At 71.0% G+C, this 23,885-nt stretch carries 26 protein-coding genes and 1 pseudogene; 16 read left to right on the top strand and 11 right to left on the bottom strand.

The features are described 5' to 3' along the window. The 5 genes from ABD691_RS26385 to ABD691_RS26365 all read right to left on the bottom strand — a co-directional run. A partial coding sequence (locus tag ABD691_RS26385) for an AMP-binding protein (protein WP_344684186.1) occupies positions 1 to 1,762 on the bottom strand: 1,762 nt, incomplete at its 3' end. Further along, the gene (locus tag ABD691_RS26380; protein WP_344684183.1) at positions 1,759 to 2,328 is read right to left on the bottom strand and encodes a biotin transporter BioY; all 570 of its coding nucleotides are present in this window, start codon (positions 2,326 to 2,328) and stop codon (positions 1,759 to 1,761) included. The genes ABD691_RS26380 and ABD691_RS26385, both read right to left, overlap by 4 nt. A gap of 134 nt (positions 2,329 to 2,462) precedes the next feature. Beyond that, a complete protein-coding gene (locus ABD691_RS26375) occupies positions 2,463 to 4,511 on the bottom strand; it encodes an ATP-dependent DNA helicase (RefSeq protein ID WP_486374895.1) in 2,049 nt (682 codons plus the stop codon). A 389-nt stretch (positions 4,512 to 4,900) separates the two neighbouring features. Beyond that, positions 4,901 to 5,470 (bottom strand): isochorismatase family protein, encoded by a 570-nt coding sequence (locus ABD691_RS26370; RefSeq protein WP_344684181.1) that lies wholly within the window; start codon positions 5,468 to 5,470, stop codon positions 4,901 to 4,903. 155 nt (positions 5,471 to 5,625) lie between these two features. Then, a complete protein-coding gene (locus tag ABD691_RS26365) occupies positions 5,626 to 6,915 on the bottom strand; it encodes a nicotinate phosphoribosyltransferase (protein WP_344684180.1) in 1,290 nt (429 codons plus the stop codon). An 87-nt stretch (positions 6,916 to 7,002) separates the two neighbouring features. Here ABD691_RS26365 and clpS point away from each other — a divergent pair, with 87 nt between their 5' ends. From clpS to ABD691_RS26335, 6 genes are all read left to right on the top strand, one after another. Further along, positions 7,003 to 7,296, top strand: coding sequence for an ATP-dependent Clp protease adapter ClpS (clpS, locus tag ABD691_RS26360; RefSeq protein ID WP_344684178.1), 294 nt, complete (start codon positions 7,003 to 7,005; stop codon positions 7,294 to 7,296). A gap of 4 nt (positions 7,297 to 7,300) precedes the next feature. Continuing rightward, positions 7,301 to 7,864: a DUF2017 domain-containing protein gene (locus ABD691_RS26355; RefSeq protein ID WP_344684177.1), complete on the top strand. Its 564-nt coding sequence runs from the start codon at positions 7,301 to 7,303 to the stop codon at positions 7,862 to 7,864. Positions 7,865 to 8,052: 188 nt separating this feature from the next. Beyond that, on the top strand, positions 8,053 to 9,075 hold the full coding sequence (locus ABD691_RS26350; RefSeq protein WP_344684175.1) for a P1 family peptidase: 1,023 nt from the start codon (positions 8,053 to 8,055) through the stop codon (positions 9,073 to 9,075). A 90-nt stretch (positions 9,076 to 9,165) separates the two neighbouring features. Beyond that, on the top strand, positions 9,166 to 9,609 hold the full coding sequence (locus tag ABD691_RS26345) for a M67 family metallopeptidase (protein WP_344684173.1): 444 nt from the start codon (positions 9,166 to 9,168) through the stop codon (positions 9,607 to 9,609). Between the two features lie 63 nt (positions 9,610 to 9,672). Then, positions 9,673 to 9,948, top strand: coding sequence for a MoaD/ThiS family protein (locus ABD691_RS26340; RefSeq protein ID WP_344684171.1), 276 nt, complete (start codon positions 9,673 to 9,675; stop codon positions 9,946 to 9,948). A 64-nt stretch (positions 9,949 to 10,012) separates the two neighbouring features. Beyond that, on the top strand, positions 10,013 to 10,963 hold the full coding sequence (locus ABD691_RS26335; protein ID WP_344684169.1) for a PLP-dependent cysteine synthase family protein: 951 nt from the start codon (positions 10,013 to 10,015) through the stop codon (positions 10,961 to 10,963). A gap of 47 nt (positions 10,964 to 11,010) precedes the next feature. Here ABD691_RS26335 and ABD691_RS26330 read toward each other — a convergent pair whose 3' ends face one another. Beyond that, positions 11,011 to 11,418 carry a PPOX class F420-dependent oxidoreductase gene (locus ABD691_RS26330; RefSeq protein ID WP_344684167.1) on the bottom strand — a complete coding sequence of 136 codons (408 nt, stop codon included), beginning with the start codon at positions 11,416 to 11,418 and terminating at the stop codon, positions 11,011 to 11,013. A 71-nt stretch (positions 11,419 to 11,489) separates the two neighbouring features. Beyond that, the gene (locus ABD691_RS26325; protein WP_344684165.1) at positions 11,490 to 12,335 is read right to left on the bottom strand and encodes an SMP-30/gluconolactonase/LRE family protein; all 846 of its coding nucleotides are present in this window, start codon (positions 12,333 to 12,335) and stop codon (positions 11,490 to 11,492) included. A 111-nt stretch (positions 12,336 to 12,446) separates the two neighbouring features. Here ABD691_RS26325 and ABD691_RS26320 point away from each other — a divergent pair, with 111 nt between their 5' ends. From ABD691_RS26320 to rdgB, 6 genes are all read left to right on the top strand, one after another. Further along, a complete protein-coding gene (locus tag ABD691_RS26320; RefSeq protein WP_344684163.1) occupies positions 12,447 to 13,073 on the top strand; it encodes a rhomboid family intramembrane serine protease in 627 nt (208 codons plus the stop codon). Next, the gene (gene murI / locus ABD691_RS26315) at positions 13,070 to 13,885 is read left to right on the top strand and encodes a glutamate racemase (RefSeq protein ID WP_344684161.1); all 816 of its coding nucleotides are present in this window, start codon (positions 13,070 to 13,072) and stop codon (positions 13,883 to 13,885) included. Before ABD691_RS26320 ends, murI begins: the two co-directional genes overlap by 4 nt. Next, positions 13,882 to 14,652: an MBL fold metallo-hydrolase gene (locus ABD691_RS26310; protein WP_344684159.1), complete on the top strand. Its 771-nt coding sequence runs from the start codon at positions 13,882 to 13,884 to the stop codon at positions 14,650 to 14,652. The genes murI and ABD691_RS26310 overlap by 4 nt, the downstream gene beginning before the upstream one ends. 135 nt (positions 14,653 to 14,787) lie before the next feature. Beyond that, the gene (locus tag ABD691_RS26305; protein ID WP_344684157.1) at positions 14,788 to 15,210 is read left to right on the top strand and encodes an Imm1 family immunity protein; all 423 of its coding nucleotides are present in this window, start codon (positions 14,788 to 14,790) and stop codon (positions 15,208 to 15,210) included. Positions 15,211 to 15,257: 47 nt separating this feature from the next. Continuing rightward, positions 15,258 to 16,013 carry a ribonuclease PH gene (rph, locus tag ABD691_RS26300; protein WP_344684155.1) on the top strand — a complete coding sequence of 252 codons (756 nt, stop codon included), beginning with the start codon at positions 15,258 to 15,260 and terminating at the stop codon, positions 16,011 to 16,013. Further along, entirely contained in the window at positions 16,010 to 16,615 is a 606-nt protein-coding gene (gene rdgB, locus ABD691_RS26295; RefSeq protein WP_344684153.1) for an RdgB/HAM1 family non-canonical purine NTP pyrophosphatase, read from the top strand. The genes rph and rdgB overlap by 4 nt, the downstream gene beginning before the upstream one ends. On the opposite strand, the gene ABD691_RS26290 is transcribed toward rdgB, so the two are convergent. Next, entirely contained in the window at positions 16,612 to 17,217 is a 606-nt protein-coding gene (locus ABD691_RS26290) for a leucine-rich repeat domain-containing protein (protein ID WP_344684151.1), read from the bottom strand. The two genes, rdgB and ABD691_RS26290, sit on opposite strands and share 4 nt — an antisense overlap. Before the next feature lie 727 nt (positions 17,218 to 17,944). After that, positions 17,945 to 19,084, bottom strand: a pseudogene (locus tag ABD691_RS33790) (NACHT domain-containing protein); the annotation flags it as partial. A 238-nt stretch (positions 19,085 to 19,322) separates the two neighbouring features. Here ABD691_RS33790 and ABD691_RS26280 point away from each other — a divergent pair. Beyond that, on the top strand, positions 19,323 to 20,081 hold the full coding sequence (locus ABD691_RS26280) for a sulfite exporter TauE/SafE family protein (RefSeq protein WP_344684149.1): 759 nt from the start codon (positions 19,323 to 19,325) through the stop codon (positions 20,079 to 20,081). Between the two features lie 33 nt (positions 20,082 to 20,114). On the opposite strand, the gene bcp is transcribed toward ABD691_RS26280, so the two are convergent. After that, complete coding sequence (gene bcp, locus ABD691_RS26275; protein WP_344684147.1) at positions 20,115 to 20,588, bottom strand: thioredoxin-dependent thiol peroxidase; 474 nt, start codon at positions 20,586 to 20,588, stop codon at positions 20,115 to 20,117. Positions 20,589 to 20,612: 24 nt separating this feature from the next. Further along, complete coding sequence (locus tag ABD691_RS26270) at positions 20,613 to 20,795, bottom strand: hypothetical protein (RefSeq protein ID WP_344684145.1); 183 nt, start codon at positions 20,793 to 20,795, stop codon at positions 20,613 to 20,615. A 171-nt stretch (positions 20,796 to 20,966) separates the two neighbouring features. Here ABD691_RS26270 and ABD691_RS26265 point away from each other — a divergent pair, with 171 nt between their 5' ends. The 3 genes from ABD691_RS26265 to ABD691_RS26255 all read left to right on the top strand — a co-directional run bounded on the left by ABD691_RS26265 (position 20,967) and on the right by ABD691_RS26255 (position 23,865). Continuing rightward, positions 20,967 to 22,697 carry a pyruvate dehydrogenase gene (locus ABD691_RS26265; RefSeq protein WP_344684143.1) on the top strand — a complete coding sequence of 577 codons (1,731 nt, stop codon included), beginning with the start codon at positions 20,967 to 20,969 and terminating at the stop codon, positions 22,695 to 22,697. 127 nt (positions 22,698 to 22,824) lie between these two features. Next, entirely contained in the window at positions 22,825 to 23,673 is an 849-nt protein-coding gene (locus ABD691_RS26260; RefSeq protein WP_344684141.1) for a helix-turn-helix domain-containing protein, read from the top strand. Continuing rightward, positions 23,674 to 23,865, top strand: a complete 192-nt coding sequence (locus ABD691_RS26255) for a DUF397 domain-containing protein (RefSeq protein ID WP_344684139.1) — start codon at positions 23,674 to 23,676, stop codon at positions 23,863 to 23,865. The last annotated feature ends 20 nt before the right edge of the window (positions 23,866 to 23,885 follow it).

The raw sequence follows: 23,885 nt of genomic DNA, 5'->3' as shown, positions 1-23,885 counted from the left end.
GCTGCGCTGGGGCCAGCGTCGCGCGGGCGCGCTCGCGCAGCGCGCGCAGCGACGGGGGAGCCGTGTCGTCGACCTCGACGACGGCGGTCACCAGGTCGCCGAACCTCGGGTGCGGGGTGGCGGAAACCAGCACGTCGCGAACGCCGTCGACACCGCGGAGCACCGACTCCACGTCCTCGGCGGACACAAGGCTGGCGCCGGTGTTGAGCACCGCGGTCGACCGGCCGTGGACCTCCAGGGTGCCGTCGTCGTGCAGCGCGCCGCGGTCGCCGACGGTGGACCAGCCGTCGTGCCAGTCCTCCGGGAACCGGACCGCTCCCTGATCGAGGTAGCCGTCGAAGACCATGCCGGAGCGGGCCCAGAGCTGCCCGCCGCGCGCCTCGACGTCGACGACGGGGCGGAGCCCGTCGCCGCGGTCCACCGCGATCAGCGACTGCTCGGCGGAGCCGTAGTACTCGACCAGCTCCCGGCCGCCCAGCCGCGACCGGATCGCGGGATCGAGGCGGGCGCCCGCGCACACGATCGTCCGCAGTGGACAGTCGTCGAGATGCGGCAGCAGGGCGGAGAGCATCGCGGGGACGAGGTGGACGACCGTGGCGCGCCGGCAGGCCGCGACGGCGTCCGGCACCGACCAGCGCTCCAGCAGGTGCACGTCGGCTTTCGCGTGCAGGGCGTGCAGGGCGCCGAACAGGAACAGCGACGAGCTCAGCGGGCCGGGGATCAGGACGGTGTCGTCCGGCCGCAGGCCGAGGTCCAGCGCCGCGAAGCTGTCCAGCCAGGACCTGCGGGAGCGGATCAGCACCTTCGGGCGGCCGCTGGTCCCGGAGGTCGTCGGCAGGTAGAAGCGGCTTTCGGCGTTGCCGACCGGCGCGAAGTCGGCGGTGGGATCGGGGGCGGTGTGTTGTGGGGTGGGTTCGGTGGCGGTGTGTCGTGTGGTCGACTCGGCGGTGGTGTGTCGTGGGATCGGCTTGGCGGTGGCGTGTCGTGCGCTCGACTCGGCGTCGGTGTGTCCTGCGGCCGGCTCGCCGGTGATGTGTCGTGTGGTCGGCTCGCCGGTGATGTGTCCTGCGGTCGGCTCGCCGGTGGCGTGTCGTGTGGTCGGCCCGGGGGTGGCGTGTTGTGCGGTGGGCTTGGCGGTGGCGTGTCGTGTGGTCGACTCGCCGTCGGTGTGTCGTGGGGTGGGCTCGGCGATGGTGTGTCGTCCGGTCGGCTCGGCGGCGGCGAATCCCGTGGTCGGCCTGATGCCGGTGATTCCTGGGGTCGGCTCGCCTGTGGCGTGTCGTGCGGTCGGCCCGGGGGTGGTGTGTCGTGGGGTCGGCTCGGGGGTGGTGTGTCGTGCGCTCGGCTCGCTGGTGGCGTGTCGTGTGGTGGGCTCGGCGGTGGCGTGTCGTGCGCTCGACTTGCCGTCGGTGTGTCGTGGACACGGCCTGGCGTCGAGATCTCCTGCCGGTGCGAAGCCCTCAACCGGCCCGCCCACGACCCCAACCGGCCCGCCCACGACCCCGCCCGGCCCGCCCGGAGACCCAGTGACGATCGCGGCGGGCCGGGCGTCGGCGAAGACCGCCGCGCGTTCGCGGGCGCTCCACGTGGGTTCCACGACCAGCGCCGCCGCCCCGGCAAGGTCCGCGCCGAGGAACCAGCACAGCCGGTCCAGCGCGGTGTCCGCGTCGATCGCGATCCGCTCGCCCGCGTACCCGGCGAGCCGGTGCGCGGCCCGGTTCACCGGGTCCCGCAGCCGCTCCGGAACGCCGCCGGTGATCACGCCGGGCGGGACGCGGCCAGCGCCGGGACGGCGCGGTGCACGGCCACCGCGACCAGCGAGACCGCGACGAGCTTGATCGCGTCACCCGGGACGAAGACCAGTGACTGCACCGCCGCCGCTCCAAGATCACCGGTGAACGCGGCCCAGTACGGGATGCCGATCAGGTAGTCGACGGCCACCCCCGCCGCGTTGGCGACCAGCAGCGTCGCGATCCCCGGGCGCGGCAGCCCGCGCTGCACGATCAGGCCGACCACCACCGCCGAAACGATCCAGCCCAGCACGAACCCGCCGCTGGGACCGGCGAACGGCGCGATCCCGCCGCGACCGCCGGACAGCAGCGGCAGCCCGATCGCGACCAGTCCGACGAACAGCGCGACCGCCGCGCCGCCGCGCCGGGCGCCCAGGACGCTGCCCGCCAGCAGCGGGCCCGTGTTCTGCAGCACGATCGGCACCGCTGCCCCGCCCAGGTAGAAGCCGGGGAAGATGCCGAGCACGGCGATGAACGCGGCGAACACCACGGTCCTGGCCAGATCGGTGGCGGGCGCGGGGTTCCTGGTTCCGGGCACGGTTGCTCCTCGCAGGCTCGCGGACACTACTCGTGATTCACCTGCCCCTTCGGGTCCAGGCGATTCGGGCGGGGACAAGCTACCCGCCATTCCCCTGCGAAGGGGAGGGCTTTGTGAGCTGCCCACAAACCAGGTCAGCCCGCTTTGGCGGCCTCGTCGAGCCGGCGCAGCGCCCCGCGCACCACCTCCGGATCGTGCGTCGTCCAGAACGGCGGCAGTGACGCGCGCAGGAAACCGCCGTAACGTGCGGTCGCGAGCCGGGGGTCGAGGACCGCGATCACCCCGCGGTCGTCGATCGACCGCAGCAGCCTGCCCGCGCCCTGGGCGAGCAGCAGCGCCGCGTGCGTCCCGGCGACCGTGATGAACCCGTTGCCGCCGTGCTCGGACACCGCTTTCTGCCGCGCCGAGGCCAGCGGGTCGTCCGGCCGCGGGAACGGGATGCGGTCCATGACCACCAGTTGCAGCGACCGGCCGGGCACGTCCACGCCCTGCCACAGCGACAGCGTGCCGAACAGCGAGGTCTCCGGATCGTCGGCGAACTTCGTGACCAGCAGCGACGTCGAGTCCTCGCCCTGGCACAGCACCGGCGTGCTCAGCCGCTGCCGCAGCTCCTCCGACGCCTGCCGCGCCGCGCGCATCGACGAGAACAGCCCGAGCGTCCGGCCGCCGGCGGACCGCACCAGCTCGGTCAGCTCGTCGAGGTACTGCGGCGGCAGCCCGTCGCGGCCCGGCGGCGGGAGGTGCCGGGCGATGTAGAGGATGCCGCTGCGCTGGTGCTCGAACGGCGAGCCGACGTCCAGTCCGGTCCACTTCGGACCGCCGGTGTCCGACGGCGCTTCCCGCTCGGTCGCCATCCCCTCGACCGCCCGAGCGCGCTGCTGCGGCGGCAGGCCCCACTGCCGCGCCAGCGTGTCGAAGGAACCGCCCAGCGCCAGCGTCGCCGAGGTCAGCACGGTGGTCCGCTGGCCGAACAGCCGGTCCCGCAGCAGCCCGCCGACCGCCAGCGGCGCGACCCGCACGGTCGGCGGGCGGTTCGGGTCGGCGGCGATCCACACCACGTCCCAGCGCTTGCCCTCGTCGGCGTCGAACGCCTCCAGCAGCCGGACGGCCGTGTCGTGGACGTCCTGGGTCAGCGCGAGCGCGAGCTTGCGGGCGGTGCTGCCGTCGACGTCCTCCTTGCGCTCCGGGCCGAGCGCGTGCATGCACGCCGCAGCCGCGTCACGGGTGGCGGTCAAGGCGCCGCCGAGGTCCTCGGGCATCGCTTCCAGCCGCCGGGGCGCCGTCTCGCGGAGCACCACGTCGAGCCCTTCGCCCGCCTCGTCGAGCCGGTCGGCGATCTCCTGGTCGACGGCCCGCCCGCAGCGGCGGGCCGCGAGCTTGACCGCGCCCGCGGTCAGCTCCCCGGTCGCCGCCGAGGTCACCCGGTCGACCAGGTCGTGGGCCTCGTCGACCATCACCACGTCGTGCTCGGGCAGCACCGGCCGCTCGTCGAGCGCGTCGATGGCCAGCAGCGCGTGGTTGGTCACCACCACGTCCGCACGCCCCGCCTCGGCGCGGGCGCGCTCGGCGAAGCAGTCGACGCCGACCGGGCAGCGGTGCGCGCCGAGGCATTCCTTGGCGGTGACCGAAACCTGCCGCCAAGCCTGGTCGGTGACGCCGGGGACCAGCTCGTCGCGGTCACCGGTCTCGGTCTCGGTCGACCACTCGCGCAGCCGCTTGACCTGGCGCTCCAGCGCGGACGCGGCGAACGGGTCGAACAGCGCGCCCTCGTCGGGTTCCTGCGGGACGTTGCCGTCGATCCGGTTCAGGCACAGGTAGTTGCGGCGGCCCTTGAGGATCGCGAACGTCGGCTTGCGCCCGAGCGCTTCGGCGAGCGCGTCCGCGAGCCGCGGCAGGTCGCGGTCGACCAGCTGGCGCTGGAGCGCGATGGTCGAAGTGGAGATCACGACGGTCGCCTCCTTGGCCACCGCGTGCCGGATCGCCGGGACGAGGTAGGCCAGCGACTTCCCGGTCCCGGTGCCCGCCTGGACCGCGAGGTGCTCACCGGAGCGGATCGAGTGCTCGACGGCCTCGGCCATCTGCGACTGCCCTTCCCTGGGAGCGCCGCCGACGGCCCGCACCGCGATCTCCAGCAGCTTCTTCAGCCCCGGCACCCGGGTGCGGCGACCGGCCGAGACCGGCACCTCGTCGGCGATCTCGGGTGGGAGCTCGTCCTGCTCGTCGAGCTCGAACGCACTCGGATCGGACCACTGGGGAACGGAGGCTGGCACGTCTGAAGACGGTACCGGGCGGCCCTGTCAAGGGTTCAGGAACCGGCGGCTGAACCCGGTGTTCGGCCGGGGCTTGCGGCGCGAGGTGGTGATTCGGGCGGAGAAGGCGGGCCAGGTTGACGTGACAGTCCTGTTTGTTGGTGCGGGTTCTGAAGCGGCAGGGCTGCTTCGGTGATGAGGACAGTCCTGTTGGTTCGTGTGGGGTTCTGAAGCGGCAGGGCCGGTTCGGTGGCGAGGACAGTCCTGTTTCGTTGGTATGGGGCTCCGAAGCGGCAGGACCGCTTCGGGGACCGCTTCGGGGGTCAAGAACCGATCACGGGCTCGCCGACCAGGTCCACGCCCGCCTCGCTCAGCTCCGCGAGCGCGGCGTCCACCGTCGCCCGCGACACGCCCGCGGTGAGTTCGAGCAGGACCGTGGTGGCCAGCCCGGCCCGCGCGGCGTCCAGCGCGGTCGCGCGCACGCAGTGGTCGGTGGCGATGCCGACGACGTCGACCCGGTCCACCCCGTGATCGGCCAGCCAGTCCGCCAGCGTCCGGTCCCGGTGCGTGCCCTCGAAACCGGAGTAGCCGTCGCTGTACTGGCCCTTCGAGAACACCGCCTCGATCGGCGAGACGTCCAGCTCCGGGTGGAACGCCGCGCCCGGGGAGCCCGCGACGCAGTGCACCGGCCACGAGCGCACGAAGTCCGGCTCGTCGCTGAAGTGCGCGCCCGGGTCGACGTGGTAGTCGCGGGTCGCCACCACGTGGTCGTGGTCGAACCCGGCCAGGTACCGGGAGATCGCCGCGGCCACGCCGGCACCGCCCGCGACCGCAAGCGCTCCGCCCTCGCAGAAGTCGTTCTGCACGTCGACGACGATTAATGCCTTGGTCATCTCGGCTCCTGTTTCCTGCGGGGCACCCGCACCCGGTCGGCGGTCGTGGGCGGGGAGGGGTGGTGCCTCATGCCCGCCTGCTGTTTCCTGCGGGGCACCCGCACCCGGTCGGCGGTCATGGGCGAGAAGCGATGGTGCCTCATGCCCGCCTCCTCCTACTGCTCCGCGAACACCGTGGGGATCGCCGGTTCGCCGTGCGAGAGCTTCAGGCCCTCCCAAGGCAGGCTTACCAGCGCCTTCTTCAGTCGAAGCCGATTGTCCTCCAGCGTCGGCAGATCATCGACCCGCTTCCCGCCGCGCATCAGCGGGATCTGGGTCAGCCGGTCGTCCGGCCCCAGCTCCGGAGCGGCGTCGCCGGGGTGCACGACCTCCTCGACCGCGGTGCCGGTCGGCTTGTGCGTCCGGACCGCGATCTTGCGCCCGCCGCGGGAGGTCTTGTGCGTGCTGCGCTTGGCGACCGGCCGCCCGTCGACCTCCACCAGCTTGTAGACCATCCCCGACGTCGGTGCCCCGGAACCGGTGACCAGCGAGGTCCCCACGCCGTAGCCGTCGACCGGTTCCGCGCGCAGCGCCGCGATCGCGTGCTCGTCCAGATCGCCGGAGACCACGATCTTGGTGCCGAAGGCGCCCAGCGAGTCCAGCTGCTCCCGCGCCCGGCGGGCCAGCACGCCGACGTCACCGGAGTCGATGCGGATCGCGCCCAGCTGCGGCCCGGCGACCTCGATCGCCAGCTCCACGCCGCGGGTGATGTCGTAGGTGTCGACCAGCAGCGTCGTGTTCGGACCGAGGCTGGCGACCTGCGACTCGAACGCGGCGCGCTCGGTGTCGTGCAGCAGGGTGAAGGCGTGCGCGGCGGTGCCCGCGGTCGGGATCCCGTAGCGGCGGCCGGCTTCCAGGTTCGACGTCGCGGTGAACCCGGCCAGGTAGGCGACGCGGGCGGAGGCGACCGCGGACTCCTCGTGCGTGCGGCGCGAACCCATCTCGATCATCCGGCGGCCGTTGGCGGCCGAGACCATCCGGGCCGCGGCCGAGGCGATGGCGCTGTCGTGGTTGAGGATCGACAGCACGACCGTCTCCAGCAGCACCGCCTCGGCGAAGGTGCCGCGCACGGTCAGCAGCGGCGAACCGGGGAAGTACAGCTCGCCCTCGGGGTAGCCGTCCACGTCGCCGTGGAACCGGTACCCGGCGAGCCATTCCAGGGTGTCCTCGCCGACGACCCCGGCCTCGGCGAGGTGGTGCAGCTCGGCCTCGTCGAACCGGAAGTTCTCGATCGCCTCCAGCACGCGCTCGACCCCGCCGACCACGCCGTAGCGGCGGCCGTCCGGCAGCCTGCGGGTGAACGCCTCGAACGCGCAGTGGCGGTGCGCGGTGCCGTCCCGGAGAGCGCTGGCCAGCATGGTGAGCTCGTAGTGGTCGGTGCGCAGTGCCGTGCTTGCCGCCGTCATGGTCCCGAGATTACGTGGAACGGGCGGACATGAGCGGGCTCACCCGTGGCCGACGACCGCCCCACCCGCGCGTGCGACCATGGGGACATGACCTCGCCCGCCGAACTGGAGCGCGCGCAACTCGACCCGGCAGAACTCGGGTCGGAGGACAAGCCGTGGGTGACCGTCGTGTGGAACGACCCGGTCAACCTGATGTCCTACGTGACCTACGTCCTGCAGAAGATCTTCGGCTACAGCAAGGACCACGCCACCAAGCTCATGCTCGACGTGCACCACAAGGGCCGGGCGGCGGTGTCGTCCGGTTCCAAGGAGAAGGTCGAGGGCGACGTGGCGAAGCTGCACGCCGCCGGGCTGTGGGCGACGATGCAGAAGGACTCCTGATCTAGTGAACGGCTGGACCCGCAAGAACGGGCACGTGGTGGCCGACCTGTCCCAGCAGGAGGCGGCGGTCATCCGCGGCCTGGTGAGCCAGATCCGCGACATGCTCACGGCCCGCGCCGACGACGCGCCGCAGGACGAGCTCTCCGAGCTCACCGGCATCCGCACCGGCCCGACCACCCCGCCGGAGGACCGCGTCCTTGGCAGGCTGCTGCCGGACTTCTACCGGCGCGACCCCGAAACCGGCGAGACCGACGCCGAGGACGCCGACGCGGCGGGCGCCATGCGGTCGCTGCACGAACCCGAGCTGCTGGACCAGAAGACCGGGGCCGCCGAGCTGGTTCTGGAGACCTGCCCGCCGGACGGCGGCAGGGTCGAGCTTTCCGGTGCGCAGGCCGACGGCTGGCTGGCCGCGATCAACGACGTCCGGCTCGCGCTCGGCACCGCGCTGGACATCGACGAGGAAACTCCCGACGAGCTGCCCGAGGACGACCTCCGCCGCGAACACCTCGGCGTCTACCAATGGCTTACCTGGGTCCAAGACAGCCTCGTCGACGCTGTTATGGGTTGATCGGGCTCGTTTTGCTTGGGGGTGCGGGTGGCGGAACCTCAGGCGTCCGCTGGCTCCGGAATCTTTTTCCGACGTATGCCAATACGACGGAAAAAGCTGTCCTCGCCAGCGAACGCCTGAGAACCCGCGGCGGTGCCGGTTGTTGGGGTGGGCTAAGCGGCTGCGCCGCTTGAAGATGGGTGGACGGCATGGCTGAGTTTCCGGTGGGGCGGCGCAACGCGATCGTCGACGTCGACGGCATCCGGGTCGGTCACGAGCAGCGGCTTGACGAGCACTGGGCCACCGGCACGAGCGTCGTCCTCGTGCCCGAAGGCGCCACCGCGGCCGTCGACGTGCGCGGCGGCGGGCCCGGCACCCGCGAGACCGACGTGCTGGAGCCGACGCACCTTGTCTCGCAGGCGCACGCGATCGTGCTGTCCGGCGGCAGCGCGTACGGCCTGGCCAGCGCGGACGGCGTGATGAACTGGCTCGGCGAGCGCGGCCACGGCGTTCCGGTCAGCCAGCGGCCAGGCGAGGTCGTACCGGTGGTGCCCGCTGCCGTGGTCTTCGACCCGCCCATGAGCGATTGGGGCAACCGCCCGGACGCGGGCTTCGGCTACCGCGCGGCGGAGGCAGCGAGCCGCACGGAGACCCGCGAGGGCAACGTTGGTGCGGGCACCGGCGCCGTCGCCGGAAGCCTCAAGGGCGGCGTCGGCACCGCCAGCACCGTGCTCGACGACGGCACGGTGGTCGGCGCGCTGATGGTGGTCAATTCCTCGGGCGAGGTGATCGACCCCGACACCGGTCTGCCCTGGTTCCCGGTCCCCGGCCTGCGCGCCCCCGATCCCGCCGAGGTCGCCGCCGGACGGCCCGCGCCGGGCAGGCCGCATCGGCACGGCCGTTCGGAGCGCACGCTCAACACGACCGTCGGCGTCGTGGCCACCGACCGGATTCTGACCAAGGCCCAGTGCAAGCGCGTCGCCGTGGCCGCCCACGACGGGCTGGCCCGGGCGGTCCGGCCCGCGCACGCGATGTTCGACGGCGACACCGCGTTCGCCCTGGCCACCGGCACCGGCGGCGAGCTGCCCGAGCCGTGGGCGGTGGCGCTGGACCGCGTCTGCGCGGCCGCCGCGCACGTGACCGCGGTCGCCATCGTGCGCGCGGTGCTGGCGGCGCAACCGGTCGGCGAGGTGACTTCTTACACGAACCGCTACCCCTCGGCGCGGGAATGACCGATCGTCTGGCGATGTTGCTCCGGGTGGAGCACGCAACCCGATTTCACATCATGAGACCCAGGTGTCGCACCCTTTAGGATGGTGGCTGTGCTGGTGATCCGACGCGACCTCGTCGAAGCGATGGTCGCGCATGCCCGACGGGACCACCCCGACGAAGCGTGCGGTGTCATTGCCGGTCCGGAGGGATCCGACCGGCCGGAGCGGCTGATCGAGATGATCAACGCCGAGCGTTCGCCGACCTTCTACCGGTTCGACTCGGGCGAGCAGCTGAAGGTGTGGCGGGCGATGGACGCCGCGGACGAGGAGCCGGTGGTCATCTACCACTCGCACACCTCGACCGAGGCGTACCCGTCGCGCACCGACATCTCGTACGCGTCGGAGCCCAACGCGCACTACGTGCTCGTGTCCACCCGGGATCCGGAAGTCCACGAGCTGCGGTCCTACCGGATCCTCGACGGCGAGGTGACCGAGGAGCCGGTGGAGGTCGTGGAGTCGTACGCGCCGACCGGAGCCCAGGCGATTCCCGACTGATTCGCGGTGGTCGTGAACCGTCACGTGCAAGTCAAAGTAGTCCCGAGCGGACAGGAGGCCCCCATGGCAGTCAACGTTTCCATCCCGACCATCCTGCGCACCCACACCGGTGGCCAGAAGGCCGTCGAGGCCAGCGGCAGCACCATCGAGGAAGTCATCGCCGACCTCGACAGCCGGCACGACGGCCTCAAGGACCGCCTGGTCAAGGAGGGCAAGCTGCACCGGTTCGTCAACGTCTACGTCAACGACGAGGACGTGCGCTTCGCGGGCGGTCTGGAGGCCAAGGTCTCCGACGGGGACAACGTGACCATCCTGCCCGCCGTCGCGGGCGGCATGTGATCTCGTTCCGCAGGGACTTCGCCGGTGCGCCCGGCGAAGTCCCGCGAACACCCTGGAGCTGATCGTGGCCCGTTATGACTCGCTGCTGGACGCGCTGGGCGACACCCCGCTGGTGGGGCTGCCGCACCTGTCGCCAGCCCCGGACGTGCGGTTGTGGGCGAAGCTGGAGGACCGCAACCCGACCGGTTCGATCAAGGACCGGGCGGCGCTGGCGATGATCGAGGCCGCCGAGAAGGAGGGCAGGCTCACCGCCGGGTGCACGATCCTCGAACCCACCTCCGGCAACACCGGCATCTCGCTGGCCATGGCCGCCAAGCTCAAGGGCTACGGCCTGGTGTGCGTGATGCCGGAGAACACCTCCGAGGAGCGCAGGCAGCTGCTCCAGGCGTTCGGCGCCCGGATCGTCTCCTCGCCCGCGGCTGGCGGGTCGAACCAGGCGGTGGCGGTGGCCAAGGACCTGGCCGAGCAGAACCCGGACTGGGTGATGCTCTACCAGTACGGCAACCCCGCCAACGCCAACGCGCACTACACGACCACCGGCCCGGAGATCCTGCGCGACCTGCCGGGCATCACGCACTTCGTCGCCGGGCTGGGCACCACCGGAACCCTGGTCGGCGTCGGCCGCTACCTGCGCGAGCAGAAGCCCGGGGTGCAGATCGTGGCCGCCGAGCCGCGCTACGGCGAGCTGGTCTACGGCCTGCGCAACCTCGACGAGGGTTTCGTGCCCGAGCTCTACGACCCCGACGTACTCACCCGCCGGTTCTCGGTCGGCTCCTACGACGCGCTGCGCCGCACCCGGCAGTTGCTGGAAAGCGAAGGCATCTTCGCGGGCATCTCGACCGGCGGCGTCCTGCACGCGGCGCTGACCATCGCGGAGAAGGCCGCCGCTGCGGGCGAATCCGCCGACATCGCGTTCGTCGTCGCCGACGCGGGGTGGAAGTACCTGTCCACCGGCGCTTACGGCGGCACCATCGACGAGGCCGCGCAGAAGCTCGACGGCCAGCTCTGGGCCTGATGCTTTGAAATGTGGAGCCCCGGCCGGAAACGGCCGGGGCTCAACGCTTACAAGCGCCCGGTGACGCGGAACGGTGTGACCCGCACGGCGATCCGCCGGTCCGCGTCCACCGAGTCCGGCGCCAGGTCGGCGTAGAGCTTGCCGGTGTACTTGAGCGAGATCGCGTTCACCACCTCAAGCCCGGTGTCCGGCGTGACGGTCGCGATTCCCCGGACCGCCGCGTACTTGTACGGGTCCTCCGCCGGGTTGATCATCACCGTCACCCGCGGATCGCGGGCCAGGTTCCGGCCCTGCTGCCGGTCGGTGGTGGTGGAGAACAGCAGGTCCTCGCCGTCGCGCATGATCCAGACGACGGTCAGGTGCGGATGCCCGTCGGGCAGCAGCGTCGCCACCGTCGGGAAGGCGCGCGATTCGTCGAGGTAGTTCTTCAGGTCGTCCGAGAGACCAGCAGCCACAGCCGGATTCCTCACGTGAGAGTGCCGTTTGGTGGCGTACAACCTCCCGGCGGTGGCCGGAATTCCGGCGCTCAGCCGGTGAACGCCGGCGTCCGCATCCCGGTACCGACGCCCGGCAGCACCAGCACCGAACCGTCGTCGTCACCGGGATCCGCGAGCCCGTCGCGGGCCGAGGTCACGTACAGGTCGGTCAGGTCGAAACCGCCGAAGCAGCAGTCCGTCGGCCGCCGCACGGGCAGCTCGATCGAGCGGTCCAGCGCGCCTTCGGGCGTGTAGCGGTCCAGCCGCCCGGCGTCGCGCACCGCGACCCAGACGCAACCGTCGGCGTCGACGCACAGCCCGGCGGGTTCACCGTCGACTTCGCAGAGCGGTCGCCGGCCGGACACCGTGCCCTCGGCGACGTCGAAGTCGAGCACGTCGATCCGCCGGGTCGCGCTGTCGGCGAAGTACAGCAGCGAGTCGTCCGGGCTCCAGCCGAGACCGGCGGGCGCGGACAGGCCGCTCAGGGCGACCTTCGCGGCCCCGCTGTCGACGACCCGCGCCAGCCAGCCGTCGCCGCTCCCGTCCTCCCGCGCGGTGCTCGCCCACAGCCTGCCCTTGCGGTCGATCGCGGTCACCGCGCCCCGAACGCCCTCGCGCGCCCAGTACACCAGCCAGGTCCGGTGCTCCCCGTCCGCGTCGAACAGCGCGATGCCCTCGGCGAGGTGCATGACGATTCCGCCCCGGCTGCGCGGGTGCGCGGAGCTGACGGCCTGCGGCACCTCCATCGAGTAGTTCGTCCCGCCGAACAGCCGGTGCACGGCGTTGGCGGGGGCGTCGACCCACAGCAGGCTGTCGGTGCCGGTGTCCCAGACGGGTGCACCGCCGAGCCTGGCCGCCGCGCGAACCGCGACGTCGAGTTGTGTTTGCGCGGACAATGCAACCCTTTCGGACCCCCGATGAAACCGCGTTAAACCCTATCGGGTCGGATCGAAAGCTCAGGGTGATCCCCGACCCCGGGCAGCCCCGGTTCACGTAGCCTCGATGGTGTGAACCCAGTGCCTGATCGTCGGCGTGCGCGGGTCGTTCCGGCCAATCCGGTCCGGTCCGCGCTGCTGGTGTGCGTGATCGTCGCCGCGCTCTACGCCATCGAACTGGTCGACGTGGTGCTGCCCGCCGACCTGGACCAGAACGGGATCCTGCCGCGCAGCGTCGACGGGCTCGACGGGATCCTGTGGGCGCCGCTGCTGCACGACGGCTGGGGGCACCTGTTGTCCAACACGCTCCCGCTGCTGGTGCTGGGCTGGCTGATGATGTCGGCGGGCGTGCGCGGTTTCGTCGCGGTGACGGCCGTGGTGTGGATCGTCGGCGGCGTCGGCACCTGGCTGGTCGGCGCGCCGGGCACCCACGTCGGCGCGTCCGGCGTCGCGTTCGGCTGGCTGGTCTTCCTGCTGGTGCGCGGGTTCCTCGTGCGCAGCTACGCGCAGATGTTCGTGGCGCTGCTGCTGTTCTTCTACTGGGGCGGCATGTTGTGGGGCGTCCTGCCCGGGCAGCAGGGCGTGTCCTGGGAGGGCCACCTGTTCGGCGCGCTCGGCGGGCTGCTGGCGGCCTGGCTGGTGGCGCGTGGCACTCGGCGGGACTCCGGCACCGCGTCGGCTGGCACACTGCCCGCATGACCAAGGCGCCCATCGGGATCTTCGACTCCGGAGTCGGCGGGCTGACTGTCGCCCGCGCGATCATGGACCAGCTCCCCGGCGAGCCGCTGCGCTACGTCGGCGACACCGCGAACGCCCCGTACGGCCCGATGCCGCTGGCCGAGATCCGCGCCCGCACCCTCGCGATCACCGACTCGCTGGTCGAGGAGGGGGTGAAGCTGCTGGTCATCGCCTGCAACACGGCTTCGGCGGCGTCCCTGCGCGATGCCCGCGAGCGCTACGACGTGCCGGTGGTGGAGGTCGTGCTGCCCGCGGTTCGGCGGGCGATGGCCACCACCCGCAACGGCCGGGTCGGCGTGATCGGTACCGACGCGACGATCAGGTCCCGCGCCTACGACGACGCCTTCACCGCCGCGCCGCACGTCGCGCTCACCACCGCCGCGTGCCCGCGCTTCGCCGACTTCGTCGAGCGCGGCATCACCAGCGGACGCCAGGTCCTCGGCCTCGCCCAGGCATATCTCGACCCGCTCCAGCAGGCGGGCGTGGACACGCTGGTGCTCGGCTGCACGCACTACCCGCTGCTCACCGGGGTCCTGCAACTGGCGATGGGCGACGAGGTGACGCTGGTCTCCAGCGCCGAGGAATCGGCCAAGGACGTCTTCCGGGTGCTCACCGAGCACGACCTGCTCGCCGACCCGGAGACCGGACCGGAGCACGAGTTCCGGGCGACCGGTCCGGCTGAGAGATTCGCCAAACTCGCGCGCAGGTTCCTGGGTCCGAGTCTCGCGGCCGATGCCGTCGAGCCCCTGGGCGTGTCAAGCTCGACGGCGTGAAGCTGACGATCCTCGGGTGCTCCGGAAGCATGCCGGGCCCGGACTCCCCGGCCTCCGGCTACCTGGTCGAGTCCGGTGACACCCGCATCGTGCTCGACCTGGGCAACGGCACGTTCGGTGCGCTCCAGCGGCACGTCGACCCTTTCGACCTGGACGCCCTGCTGCTGAGCCACCTGCACCCGGACCACTGCGCCGACTTCGCCGCGCTGACGGTCCTGCGCCGCTACCACCCGGCGCCGCCGCACGACACCGCGCAGCACCGGCTGCCGGTGCTGGCCCCGGAGGGAGCGCCCGCCAGGCTCGCGGCGCTCTACGCGCCGAGCCCGGAGGAGCTGTCCGAGACCGACCTCACCGACGTCTACGACTTCGCCGCGCTGACGCCGGAGCCGGTGCGGGTCGGCCCGTTCGAGATCCACGCGGTGCCGGTCGACCACGTGTGCCCGGGCTGGGGCTTCCGGATCGCGGCGGAGGGCAAGGTGCTCGCCTACACCGGTGACACCGGCCCGTGCGACGAGCTGACCGAGCTGGCGCAGGGCGTGGACGTGCTGCTGGCGGAGGCTTCCTGGGCGGACTTCCCGGGCGCGCCGGAGGGAGTGCACCTGTCGGGGCGGCAGGCAGGCGAGGTGGCCAAGGGCGCGGGCGCGCGCCGGCTCCTGCTCACGCACCTCCAGCCCTGGGCCGACCCGGAGGCCGTGCTCGGCGAGGCCCGGGCGCACTTCGAGGGCCCGACGGAGATCGTCGCGGCAGGCCGCACCTACGAGGTCTGAGCGCTTGCCTTCGGTCTTTGAAGCGGCGCAGCCGCTTGGCCCGCCCTCGCCACCGGCACCGTCACGACAAGCGAGTGCGAAGACAGTCTCTGAGCGGGGTAACCTCCGGGCGCGGAACCAGGGGAGGGGACACCGATGACGATCACCGCGGTGTGGACGATCACCTCGGCGCAGGACGCCAACGCCGGGGACGGGCTGACGATCGACGAGCCGGACCAGATCGACGAGCTGATCAAGCGGCTGTCCGAGCCCGCGGCGGGTCCGGCGACGATCTGGCACGAGGGCCGCAAGCTCGCCGACACCGCCAGCGGCATGCTCGACCACGACGTGGTCGCGGCGGTCGAGGGCGGCTACGGCTACCTCGGCTACATCGACGCCGACCACGACTACGCCGTCCTCGAAGGCGATCCGTCCTCACCGGAGCTGCACGCCGAGGACGCCGACTTCCCCGCGGGCAGCGGCGTCACCCCGGACCGGCTCGCCGAGGCGCTGCGCGAGTTCCTCGCCACCGGCCTGCGCCCCACCGGCGTCACCTGGCGCGAAGCCGACCTGTCCTGAACCACCCCCGCCCGACCCGCACGCGGGCGGGTTCTTAGGGTGGTGCCGTGGCACGAGCTGACGGGCGGAGCGACGACGCGCTCCGGGAAGTGCGGATCACCCGCGGATACCAGGACTGGCCTGCCGGGTCGGTGCTGGTCGAGTTCGGCCGGACGCGCGTGCTGTGCGCGGCCAGCGTGCAGGAGGGCGTCCCGCGCTGGCGGGCCGGTTCCGGCCTGGGCTGGGTGACCGCCGAGTACGCGATGCTGCCGTCCTCGACGAACACGCGCAGCACCCGCGAGTCGGTCAAGGGCCGCATCGGCGGCCGGACCCACGAGATCAGCAGGCTGGTCGGCCGGTCGCTGCGCGCCTGCATCGACATGGCGGCGCTTGGTGAGAACACGATCGCGCTGGACTGCGACGTGATCCAGGCCGACGGCGGAACGCGCACCGCGGCGATCACCGGCGCGTACGTGGCCCTGGCCGACGCGATCACCTGGCTGAGCGCGGCCGGACGGCTGTCCGACCCGAAGCCGCTGTCCTGCTCGATCGCCGCGGTCAGCGTCGGCGTGGTGGACGGCCGGGTGCGGCTGGACCTGCCGTACGAGGAGGACTCCCGCGCCGAGGTCGACATGAACGTGGTCGCCACCGACCACGGCACCCTGGTCGAGGTGCAGGGCACCGGCGAGGGTGCGACCTTCACCCGGTCCACGATGGACAAGATGATCGACTTCGCGCTGGCGGGCTGCGCCGAGCTGTCCCGGATGCAGGCCGAAGCGCTGGCCGCGCCCTACCCGGGCGAACTCCCCGGAGGTGCGGCATGAGCCGCGTCCTGCTGGCCACCCGCAACGCCAAGAAGCTGGTCGAACTGCGCCGCATCCTCGAAGCCGAAGGTGTGACCGGAGTCGAGGTCGTCGGCCTGGACGAGGTGCCGGAGTTCCCGGAAGCCCCGGAGACCGGCGCGACCTTCGAGGACAACGCGCTGGCCAAGGCCCGCGACGCGGCCGAGGCCACCGGACTGCCTGCGGTCGCCGACGACTCGGGCCTGGCGGTGGACGCGCTCAACGGCATGCCGGGCGTGTTCTCCGCGCGCTGGTCCGGAAAGCACGGCGACGACCAGGCCAACCTCGACCTGCTGCTGGGCCAGCTCAACGACGTCCCGGACGACCGCCGCGGTGGAGCCTTCGTCTCGGCGGCGGCCCTGGTCCTGCCGGACGGCACCGAGACCGTGGTCCGCGGCGAGTGGCGCGGCACGATCACCCGCGCGGAGCGCGGGAGCAACGGCTTCGGCTACGACCCGATCTTCGTCCCGGAGGGCGACACCCGGACTTCGGCGGAACTTTCTCCGGAGGAGAAGGACGCCGACTCGCACCGGGGGCGGGCACTCCGGCTGCTGCTGCCGGAACTGCGGAAGTTGGCGGGTTAGCGGAGGGAGTGGAGCCGGTCGCCAAGCGCTTCGGTACCTCGGAACCTCTCGGCATCGTCGACTCGCACGGTCACGTCGAGGTCGGCCAACAGCGACAGGTCCATTTCTCCGCACTTGCTCAGAGCCAGCAACTTCAGCGCGGGAAGTTGGCCGAGGATATCGAGATCGAGGGTGCCTTCGAAGTAGCGGAGGGAAAGTCTCTCCAGCTTGGTGAGCGCGGTCAAGGCAGGCAAGTCCCCACATTCGGCCGCGCCGTGCAGGTAGAGGCCTTTCAGCCCGGGATGCGCGCGAAGAGGGGAGAGCGAGACCTTCCCTCTGCACCGCACTGTCAGAGAGGACAACGGAAAGCCCTCCGCGTGACGAAGGAACTCCAGGTCTGTGCAGCGTCTGAATAGGAAGATCCGCAGATCTTCGAGCCAGTCCAAGTGTCTGAGCTGGGCGAGGTGCGCGATGCGGTCGACCAGGAGACGGCCGTCTGGCCGTACGGCGTGGGCGAGCACTCGTTTCGCATAGGATTCGGCATCGAAAAGGCCCCAGACAGCCGAGATGTGGCTCTGCACCTTGTCCCGTGGATCCCGCGCATAATCGGCCAGCAACTCCAACGCCTCCGGCCCGGTCCAGGATCCCGTTCAGCAGCTCCGCGCGCCCCGGCCGGTTGAGCAGTGCCGACGCCATGATCACCGTCTCGCGCCAGAACCCGGAAGTCGCCTTCTCGACCAGCATGCGGACGTGGCCTTCGGCCGCCGCCTCCCGCGCGGCCAGGAACTCCTGGAAAGTCCGGTGCACGAAGTCGATCCGGCCCTCCACCGGCGCCCGGATAACACCGCTGCGCTGCACGAGAAAGTCCAGGCACTCGTCCGCCGACGCATCGATGCCGCGCATCGCCTGGAGCTTCCGGTCGATCCGTTCCACTGCGGTCTCGCGCGGCAGTTCGGACCGGCTGTTGAGGTTCAACCAGAACGAGATGTCCTGGAGCAGCACGAGCTTCTGCCGATACGACAACGGAACTTCGTCATGCGCCGGAATTCCGCGCGCGTCCTCGCGCTGGTGGAGCAGCATCTCCAGCGCCGCTTCATAAAGACTCTTGCGGTCTCTCGGCAAATCCCCGCCACGATCCAGATGCAGTGCGCACAACATCGCGCACATCAGCGGACTCCGCGCCAGCCCCCGGAGATGCGCACGAGCATCGAGCCGCGCGAGCAAAAGCCGTTGGTGTTCCTCGATTTCTTCCCGCGTAAATGGGAGAACACCGTCCCCGGCGAGCAGCGCCCGGTGCCACAGTTCGACGAACTCCCGCACCTCGCCGGGAGTCATGTGCTCCAGGTCGACCGCCGCGAATCCTTCGCTGTGCAGCCACTTCGTACCGGCCGCAGCCGGGCGCGAGGTGACGACGATGCGCGTCTTCGGGTAGCTCTTGAGCAGCTGCCCCAGCCAGCGTCGGACCTTCGGGCGCTCCCGGTCCCTGAGCTCGTCGACCCCGTCCACCAGCAGCAACGCCCTGCCCGACGCCAGCTGCCGGTGCGTCCAGCCCTCCGGAAGCGGTCCGAGCGCGGGGCCGCCGGGCCCGGGCACGAACTGCTCGGGCTGGGGCAGGGGCTGACCGGCGTAGCTGCGGAGCTTGATCAGGATCGGGACACAGCCGTTCCACTTCTCCAGATCGCGGTCGAAGTTCCCGCGCGCCGCGCTCACCGCCAGCCAGCGCAGCAGCGTGGACTTGCCCGACCCGGCCTCGCCGCGCACGAGCGTCAGGTCCGCCGCACCCAGCGCCTCCTCGACGCGCAGCGCTCGGGACAGGGCGTCGGAGTGCTCGTGTTCGAACCACTGGGCGAAGAGGTCGTCCTTGCGCGGCGCGTCCTGGTTCACCGTCAGGCTCAGGTAGGCGACGGAGAGCTTGGTGCGCGGCCGGAAGTTGTGGACGTTGACGCCGATGAGCTCCAGGTCGTCGAGATCATCGGCGACCGCTTCCAGGTAGCGCCGCCGGAACTGCTCGTCGTGGTCGGTGCCGGAAGGGGCGTCGAGGCTGGTCAGCGGCACCCGCGCGAGCAGCCGCTCGACACCGGAAAGCACCTCCGTCGCGCGGCGCAGCGACCCCTCCGCCAGCCGCGACTCGTACTCGGGAAGCTCGCGGACCAGGTAGACCAGCTGCACGCAGCACAGGTCGAGCGCCCGGTCGAACAACGCCCGCCCGGCTTCGCCCAGTCCCGCACGGCGGGACGCCGAAGGCACCCGGCGCCGCACCTCCCGCGCCAGCAGCACGGGATCGAGGTCGCTGCCCAGCAACGTTGTGTCCGACAGGTCCGCCTCGTCGAGGGCGTCCACGACCGCCTCCAGCGCCGCGACGCGCTCGCCATCTTCGACGCCTTCCCGCGCGCACAGCTCTTCGAGCTGCTCGCCGACCAGCTCGCCGACCTCGTCGAGCCTGCGGTGCAGATCATTCCGGTTCCGCTGCCGCAGGCCGCCGAACCGCAGCGAGATCAGTTCGGACAGATCCGCACCCCGGCGGATCCCGGCCTTCCGAGCGGCCGCCAGTTCGCCGCCAGCTGCCGGACAACGGCCCTGCCCGCGCCCAAACCGGCGCTTTCCAACCCGGTCAACGCATCCCCCTCAGCACTGAACCGATCATCCCGAAACCCGCGCCCGGCCGACAAGGTGTGACACCGCTCGCCCCGAGGTGAACGCGGCTCGTTCCAGCAGCTAGCTTCCTGGGGTGTTCACCGAATGGTTCGAGTTGGCCGTGCTCGTGGTCGTCGGGTTCCTCTCCGGCGCCATCAACGCGGTGGCCGGGGGCGGCTCGCTGCTGGTCTTCCCAGCGCTGCTCGCCACCGGGATGACCCCGCTGGTGGCGAACGTGACGAACTCGGTGGCGCAGGGGCCGGGCTTCATCGGCGCCGCGTTCAGCCAGCGCACCGATCTCGGCGGGAACCGCCGCCGCCTGGTCAGCACCACGATCGCCGCGGTGGTCGGCTCGGTCCTCGGCTGCGTGCTGCTGCTGGTCCTGCCCGGCTCGGTCTTCGACGCGATCGTGCCCGCGCTGATCGGGCTCGCGGCGGTGCTGATGGCCTTCCAGAACACGATCCGCCGGTGGCTGGGCAACCCGGACGTGGACGCGCCGGACCGGACCGCGATCCTGACCGCCGGGATCTTCCTCGCCTCGATCTACGGCGGGTACTTCGGCGGCGCGCGCAGCGTCATCTTCATCGCGATCCTGGTGCTGGCGGCCAACGACACCATGCGCAGGCTCAACGCGCTCAAGAGCTGGCTCGGGCTGATGGGCAGCGCGGTCACGATGGTGGTCTTCGCGCTGATCGCACCGGTGGACTGGGCCGCGGTGCTGACGCTGGTGCCGACCACGGTGCTCGGCGGCTACGTCGGCGGGAAGGTCGCGCAGCGGATGCCCGCGACTCTGCTGCGTTACCTGGTGGTGGTCATCGCCGCCGCCGTCGCGATCTACATGTTCGTCGACTAGGGGAGGGCACCTGCCGGGTAGGTGCCCTGCCGGTCAGACGCCCAGGTCCTTGCGCAGGCGGTCGACGTGGCCGGTCGCCTTGACGTTGTAGAGGGCCTTGGCGATCTTGCCCTCCGGGTCGACGACGAACGTCGAACGGATCACGCCCTGGACGGTCCTGCCGTAGTTCTGCTTCTCGCCGAACGCGCCCCACGCGGTCATGACGGACTTGTCCTGGTCCGCCAGCAGCGGGAAGGTCAGGCCCTCGGCGTCGCGGAACTTCACCAGCTTCTCCGGCTTGTCCGGGGAGATGCCCAGGACGTCGAAGCCGGCGTCGTTGAGCACCGCCAGGCTGTCGCGGAAGTCGCAGGCTTCCTTGGTGCAGCCCGGAGTGCTGGCGGCGGGGTAGAAGTAGACGACCACCGACCGGCCCCGGAAGTCCGACAGCGCGACGGTCTTGCCGTCCGCGTCCGGCAGGGAGAAGTCGGGGGCGAGGTCGCCTTCGGAAAGTCGTGCTTGTTCGCTCATGCCCCCGACGCTAGCCGACGCCGCTCAGGGCCGGGGGACGCCCATCCCGCCCGCCGCCTCCAGCGACGGGGAGTGCTGGGAGACCGGAACCGGCTGCGCCGGATTCGCCTCCCGGCCGTTCGCGGCGATGATTCCACCCACCAGGACTCCGGCCACGGCCGAGGCGGTCACACACATCGCGCAGATCGTGTAGAGGCGGACGCTCACCGCTGCATCCCTTTCGAAAAAATCAAGAATTCGGGCCGACAACAACAAGATCGACCGCGGTGCGCTTCACGTTACCGAGGTCGCCCGATCGGATTCAAGTTGCGGGTGTTCGATACCACGCGTACACGGGGTGAGGACGCACGCCGACCGATCGCCGTTGGAGGGACGCACATGCCGAGTGTCGCCGACCAGTTCATCGAAGTGCTCGTGCAGGCGGGCGTCCGGCGGATCTACGGCATCGTCGGGGACAGCCTGAACCCGGTGGTCGACGCGGTGCGCCGCACCGACGGCATCGAGTGGGTGCACGTCCGGCACGAGGAGACGGCGGCCTTCACGGCGGGCGCGGAGGCCCAGCTGACCGGCAGGCTCGCGGTGTGCGCGGGCAGCTGCGGGCCGGGCAACCTGCACCTGATCAACGGGCTGTTCGACGCGCACCGCAGCGGCGCGCCGGTGCTCGCGCTCGCCTCGCACATTCCGTCCGAGCAGATCGGCACCGGATTCTTCCAGGAAACGCACCCTGAAGAACTGTTCAACGAATGTAGTCATTTCTGCGAACTCATGTCGCAGCCGGAACAGATGCCGCGACTGCTGCGGAGCGCGATCCAGACGGCGGCGGGCCGCCGCGGTGTGTCGGTCCTGGTGCTGCCCGGCGACGTCGCGCAGCGGCCCGCGGCCCGGCCGACCGGGCAGGGCGTGGTCCACTGCGAACCGCCGACCGTCGTCCCGCCGGCGTCCCAGGTGGCGGAACTCGCGTCGGCGCTGAACAGCTCGGAACGCGTGATGTTGTTCTGCGGCGCGGGAACGCGCGGAGCGCACGGCGAGGTGATGCAGCTCGCAGGCAAGCTGAACGCGCCGGTCGGCCACGCGCTGCGCGGCAAGGAGTGGATCCAGTACGACAACCCCTACGACGTGGGGATGAGCGGCCTGCTCGGCTACGGCGCCTGCCACGAGGCGATGCACAAGGCCGACCGGCTGGTGCTGCTGGGAACCGACTTCCCCTATGACAACTTCCTGCCGCAGGCCAACACGATCCAGGTCGACATCGAGCCCGCCCACCTCGGCAGGCGCACGGTGCTGGACTTCGCGGTGCAGGGCGACGTCGGCGAGACGATCCGCGCGGTCCTCCCGCAGATCCGGCAGAAGACCGATCGGGCGTTCCTGGACCGCATGCTCAAAGAGCACGCCGAGCGGCTGGAGCGGGTCGTCGACGCCTACACCCGCAACGTCGAGAACCAGGTGCCGATCCACCCCGAGTACGTCGCCGACGTGCTCGACGACCTCGCCGCCGAGGACGCGGTGTTCACAGTGGACACCGGGATGTGCAACGTGTGGGCGGCCCGCTACGTCACGCCCAACGGCAGGCGGCGCGTGATGGGCTCGTTCGTGCACGGTTCGATGGCCAACGCGCTGCCGCAGGCGATCGGCGCGCAGAGCGCCGACCCCGGCCGCCAGGTCATCGCGATGGCGGGCGACGGCGGGCTGTCGATGCTGCTGGGCGACCTGCTGACGCTGCGCACCCACCAGCTGCCGGTCAAGGTCGTGGTCTTCAACAACTCGTCGCTGGGCATGGTGAAGCTGGAGATGCTCGTCGACGGCCTCCCGGATTACGGGACCGACCACGACCAGGTGGATTTCGCAGCCATCGCGACCGCGGCGGGCATTCCCGCCACGCGGGTGGAGAAACCGGGCGAGGTGCGCGACGCGCTGGCCGAGACGCTGCGCCGCCCGGGCCCCGCGCTGATCGACGTGGTCACCGACCCGAACGCGCTGTCCATCCCGCCGCGGATCACCGGAACGCAGGTGAAGGGATTTGCCCTGGCGGTGAGCCGGACGGTGCTCTCCGGCGGTGTCGGGAAGATGGTCCAGCTGGCCCGCAGCAACCTCCGGAACGTGCCGAGGTAGCGGCGTCGGTCGCTGCGCCGATCGGTTGGTGGTGGCTGCCATGGGCGCGCTGATCACCTATTGTCACCGAGTTGTCGAAGGGTGACTCGATGGTGACGCAGGGTGGGCAGGGGTGGACACTGGGATCATGACAGTGAGTCCCACCGTGCGTCGTCGTCGTCTCGCCGCGGAGTTACGCCGACTCCGGGCCATGGCGGAGGTCACCCAGCAGCAGGCCGCCGCCCACCTCGGCTGCACGCAGGCCAAGATCGGTCGGTTCGAAACCGCGAAGCGGTCTCCGTCGGTCGGTGACGTCTCGGCGCTGCTCGACTTCTACGCCGTCGACGGGCACGAGCGGGACCAGTTGATCAACCTGGCCAGGGATGCCCGGAAGCGCGGCTGGTGGCATTCCTACAGCGACGTGCTGCCGGAGTGGTACGAGACCTATGTCGGTCTGGAAGCCGAAGCGTCGTCAATTCACACCTACGAGTCAGAGGCCATTCCGGGGTTGCTGCAGACCCGGGAATACGCGCACGCGATCACAAAGGCGACTCTCATTCGGGCGGCCGAGTCGGAGATAACCCGAAGAGTCGATCTGCGGATTAAACGGCAGCAGCGCGTTACCGGCCCGAACCCGCTCGAGTTGTGGGCGGTCGTCGGCGAGGTCGCGCTGCGGCGTTGCGTCGGTGGGCCGGGAGTGCTGCGCAGGCAGCTGGAGCACGTGCTCAAGCTGGTAGAACAGCCGAACGTGACGCTGCAGGTGATGCCGTTGGACGCGGGTGCGCATCCGGCGCAGGCTGGTCCGTTCGTGATCCTGCGCTACTCCAATCACGTGGATCCCGACGTCGTTTATTTGGAAACCCACGTGGGTGGACTCTACCTCGAAAGGGAGATCGAGCTGTCCAACTACGTGACGATGATGGACCATTTACGAGCACATGCGATAGACCCGGAGGGGTCTATTCAACTCATCAACGAGCGCATAGGAGAGCTGTAGATGGAATGCATCACCGGCTGGCGCACCAGTACCCGTACCCAGGGGCAGGGGCAATGCGTCGAGGTCGGCTTCGGGGTCGAGCGGGTCGGGGTCCGCGACACCAAGAACCGCGCCGCGGGACACCTCACCGTTGAACCGCAGCGGTGGCGCGAGTTCGTCAGCGGGGTCAAGCGCGGGGTCTTCGACTCCTGACCGCGTGGGTGGCTCCGCCG

The organism is Saccharopolyspora taberi, from assembly GCF_039534165.1.
GTDB lineage: Bacteria > Actinomycetota > Actinomycetes > Mycobacteriales > Pseudonocardiaceae > Saccharopolyspora_D > Saccharopolyspora_D taberi.
This window is presented reverse-complemented; position numbering and strand designations above follow the sequence as displayed.

Bases quoted from the DNA above. Each gene is read 5' to 3' on its own strand.
- ABD691_RS26370 (WP_344684181.1), bottom strand. From the start codon at position 5,470: ATGACCAAGGCATTAATCGTCGTCGACGTGCAGAACGACTTCTGCGAG.
- ABD691_RS26365 (WP_344684180.1), bottom strand. From the start codon at position 6,915: ATGACGGCGGCAAGCACGGCACTGCGCACCGACCACTACGAGCTCACC.
- clpS (WP_344684178.1), top strand. From the start codon at position 7,003: ATGACCTCGCCCGCCGAACTGGAGCGCGCGCAACTCGACCCGGCAGAA.
- ABD691_RS26350 (WP_344684175.1), top strand. From the start codon at position 8,053: ATGGCTGAGTTTCCGGTGGGGCGGCGCAACGCGATCGTCGACGTCGAC.
- ABD691_RS26340 (WP_344684171.1), top strand. From the start codon at position 9,673: ATGGCAGTCAACGTTTCCATCCCGACCATCCTGCGCACCCACACCGGT.
- murI (WP_344684161.1), top strand. From the start codon at position 13,070: ATGACCAAGGCGCCCATCGGGATCTTCGACTCCGGAGTCGGCGGGCTG.
- ABD691_RS26305 (WP_344684157.1), top strand. From the start codon at position 14,788: ATGACGATCACCGCGGTGTGGACGATCACCTCGGCGCAGGACGCCAAC.
- rdgB (WP_344684153.1), top strand. From the start codon at position 16,010: ATGAGCCGCGTCCTGCTGGCCACCCGCAACGCCAAGAAGCTGGTCGAA.
- bcp (WP_344684147.1), bottom strand. From the start codon at position 20,588: ATGAGCGAACAAGCACGACTTTCCGAAGGCGACCTCGCCCCCGACTTC.
- ABD691_RS26265 (WP_344684143.1), top strand. From the start codon at position 20,967: ATGCCGAGTGTCGCCGACCAGTTCATCGAAGTGCTCGTGCAGGCGGGC.
- ABD691_RS26260 (WP_344684141.1), top strand. From the start codon at position 22,825: ATGACAGTGAGTCCCACCGTGCGTCGTCGTCGTCTCGCCGCGGAGTTA.
- ABD691_RS26255 (WP_344684139.1), top strand. From the start codon at position 23,674: ATGGAATGCATCACCGGCTGGCGCACCAGTACCCGTACCCAGGGGCAG.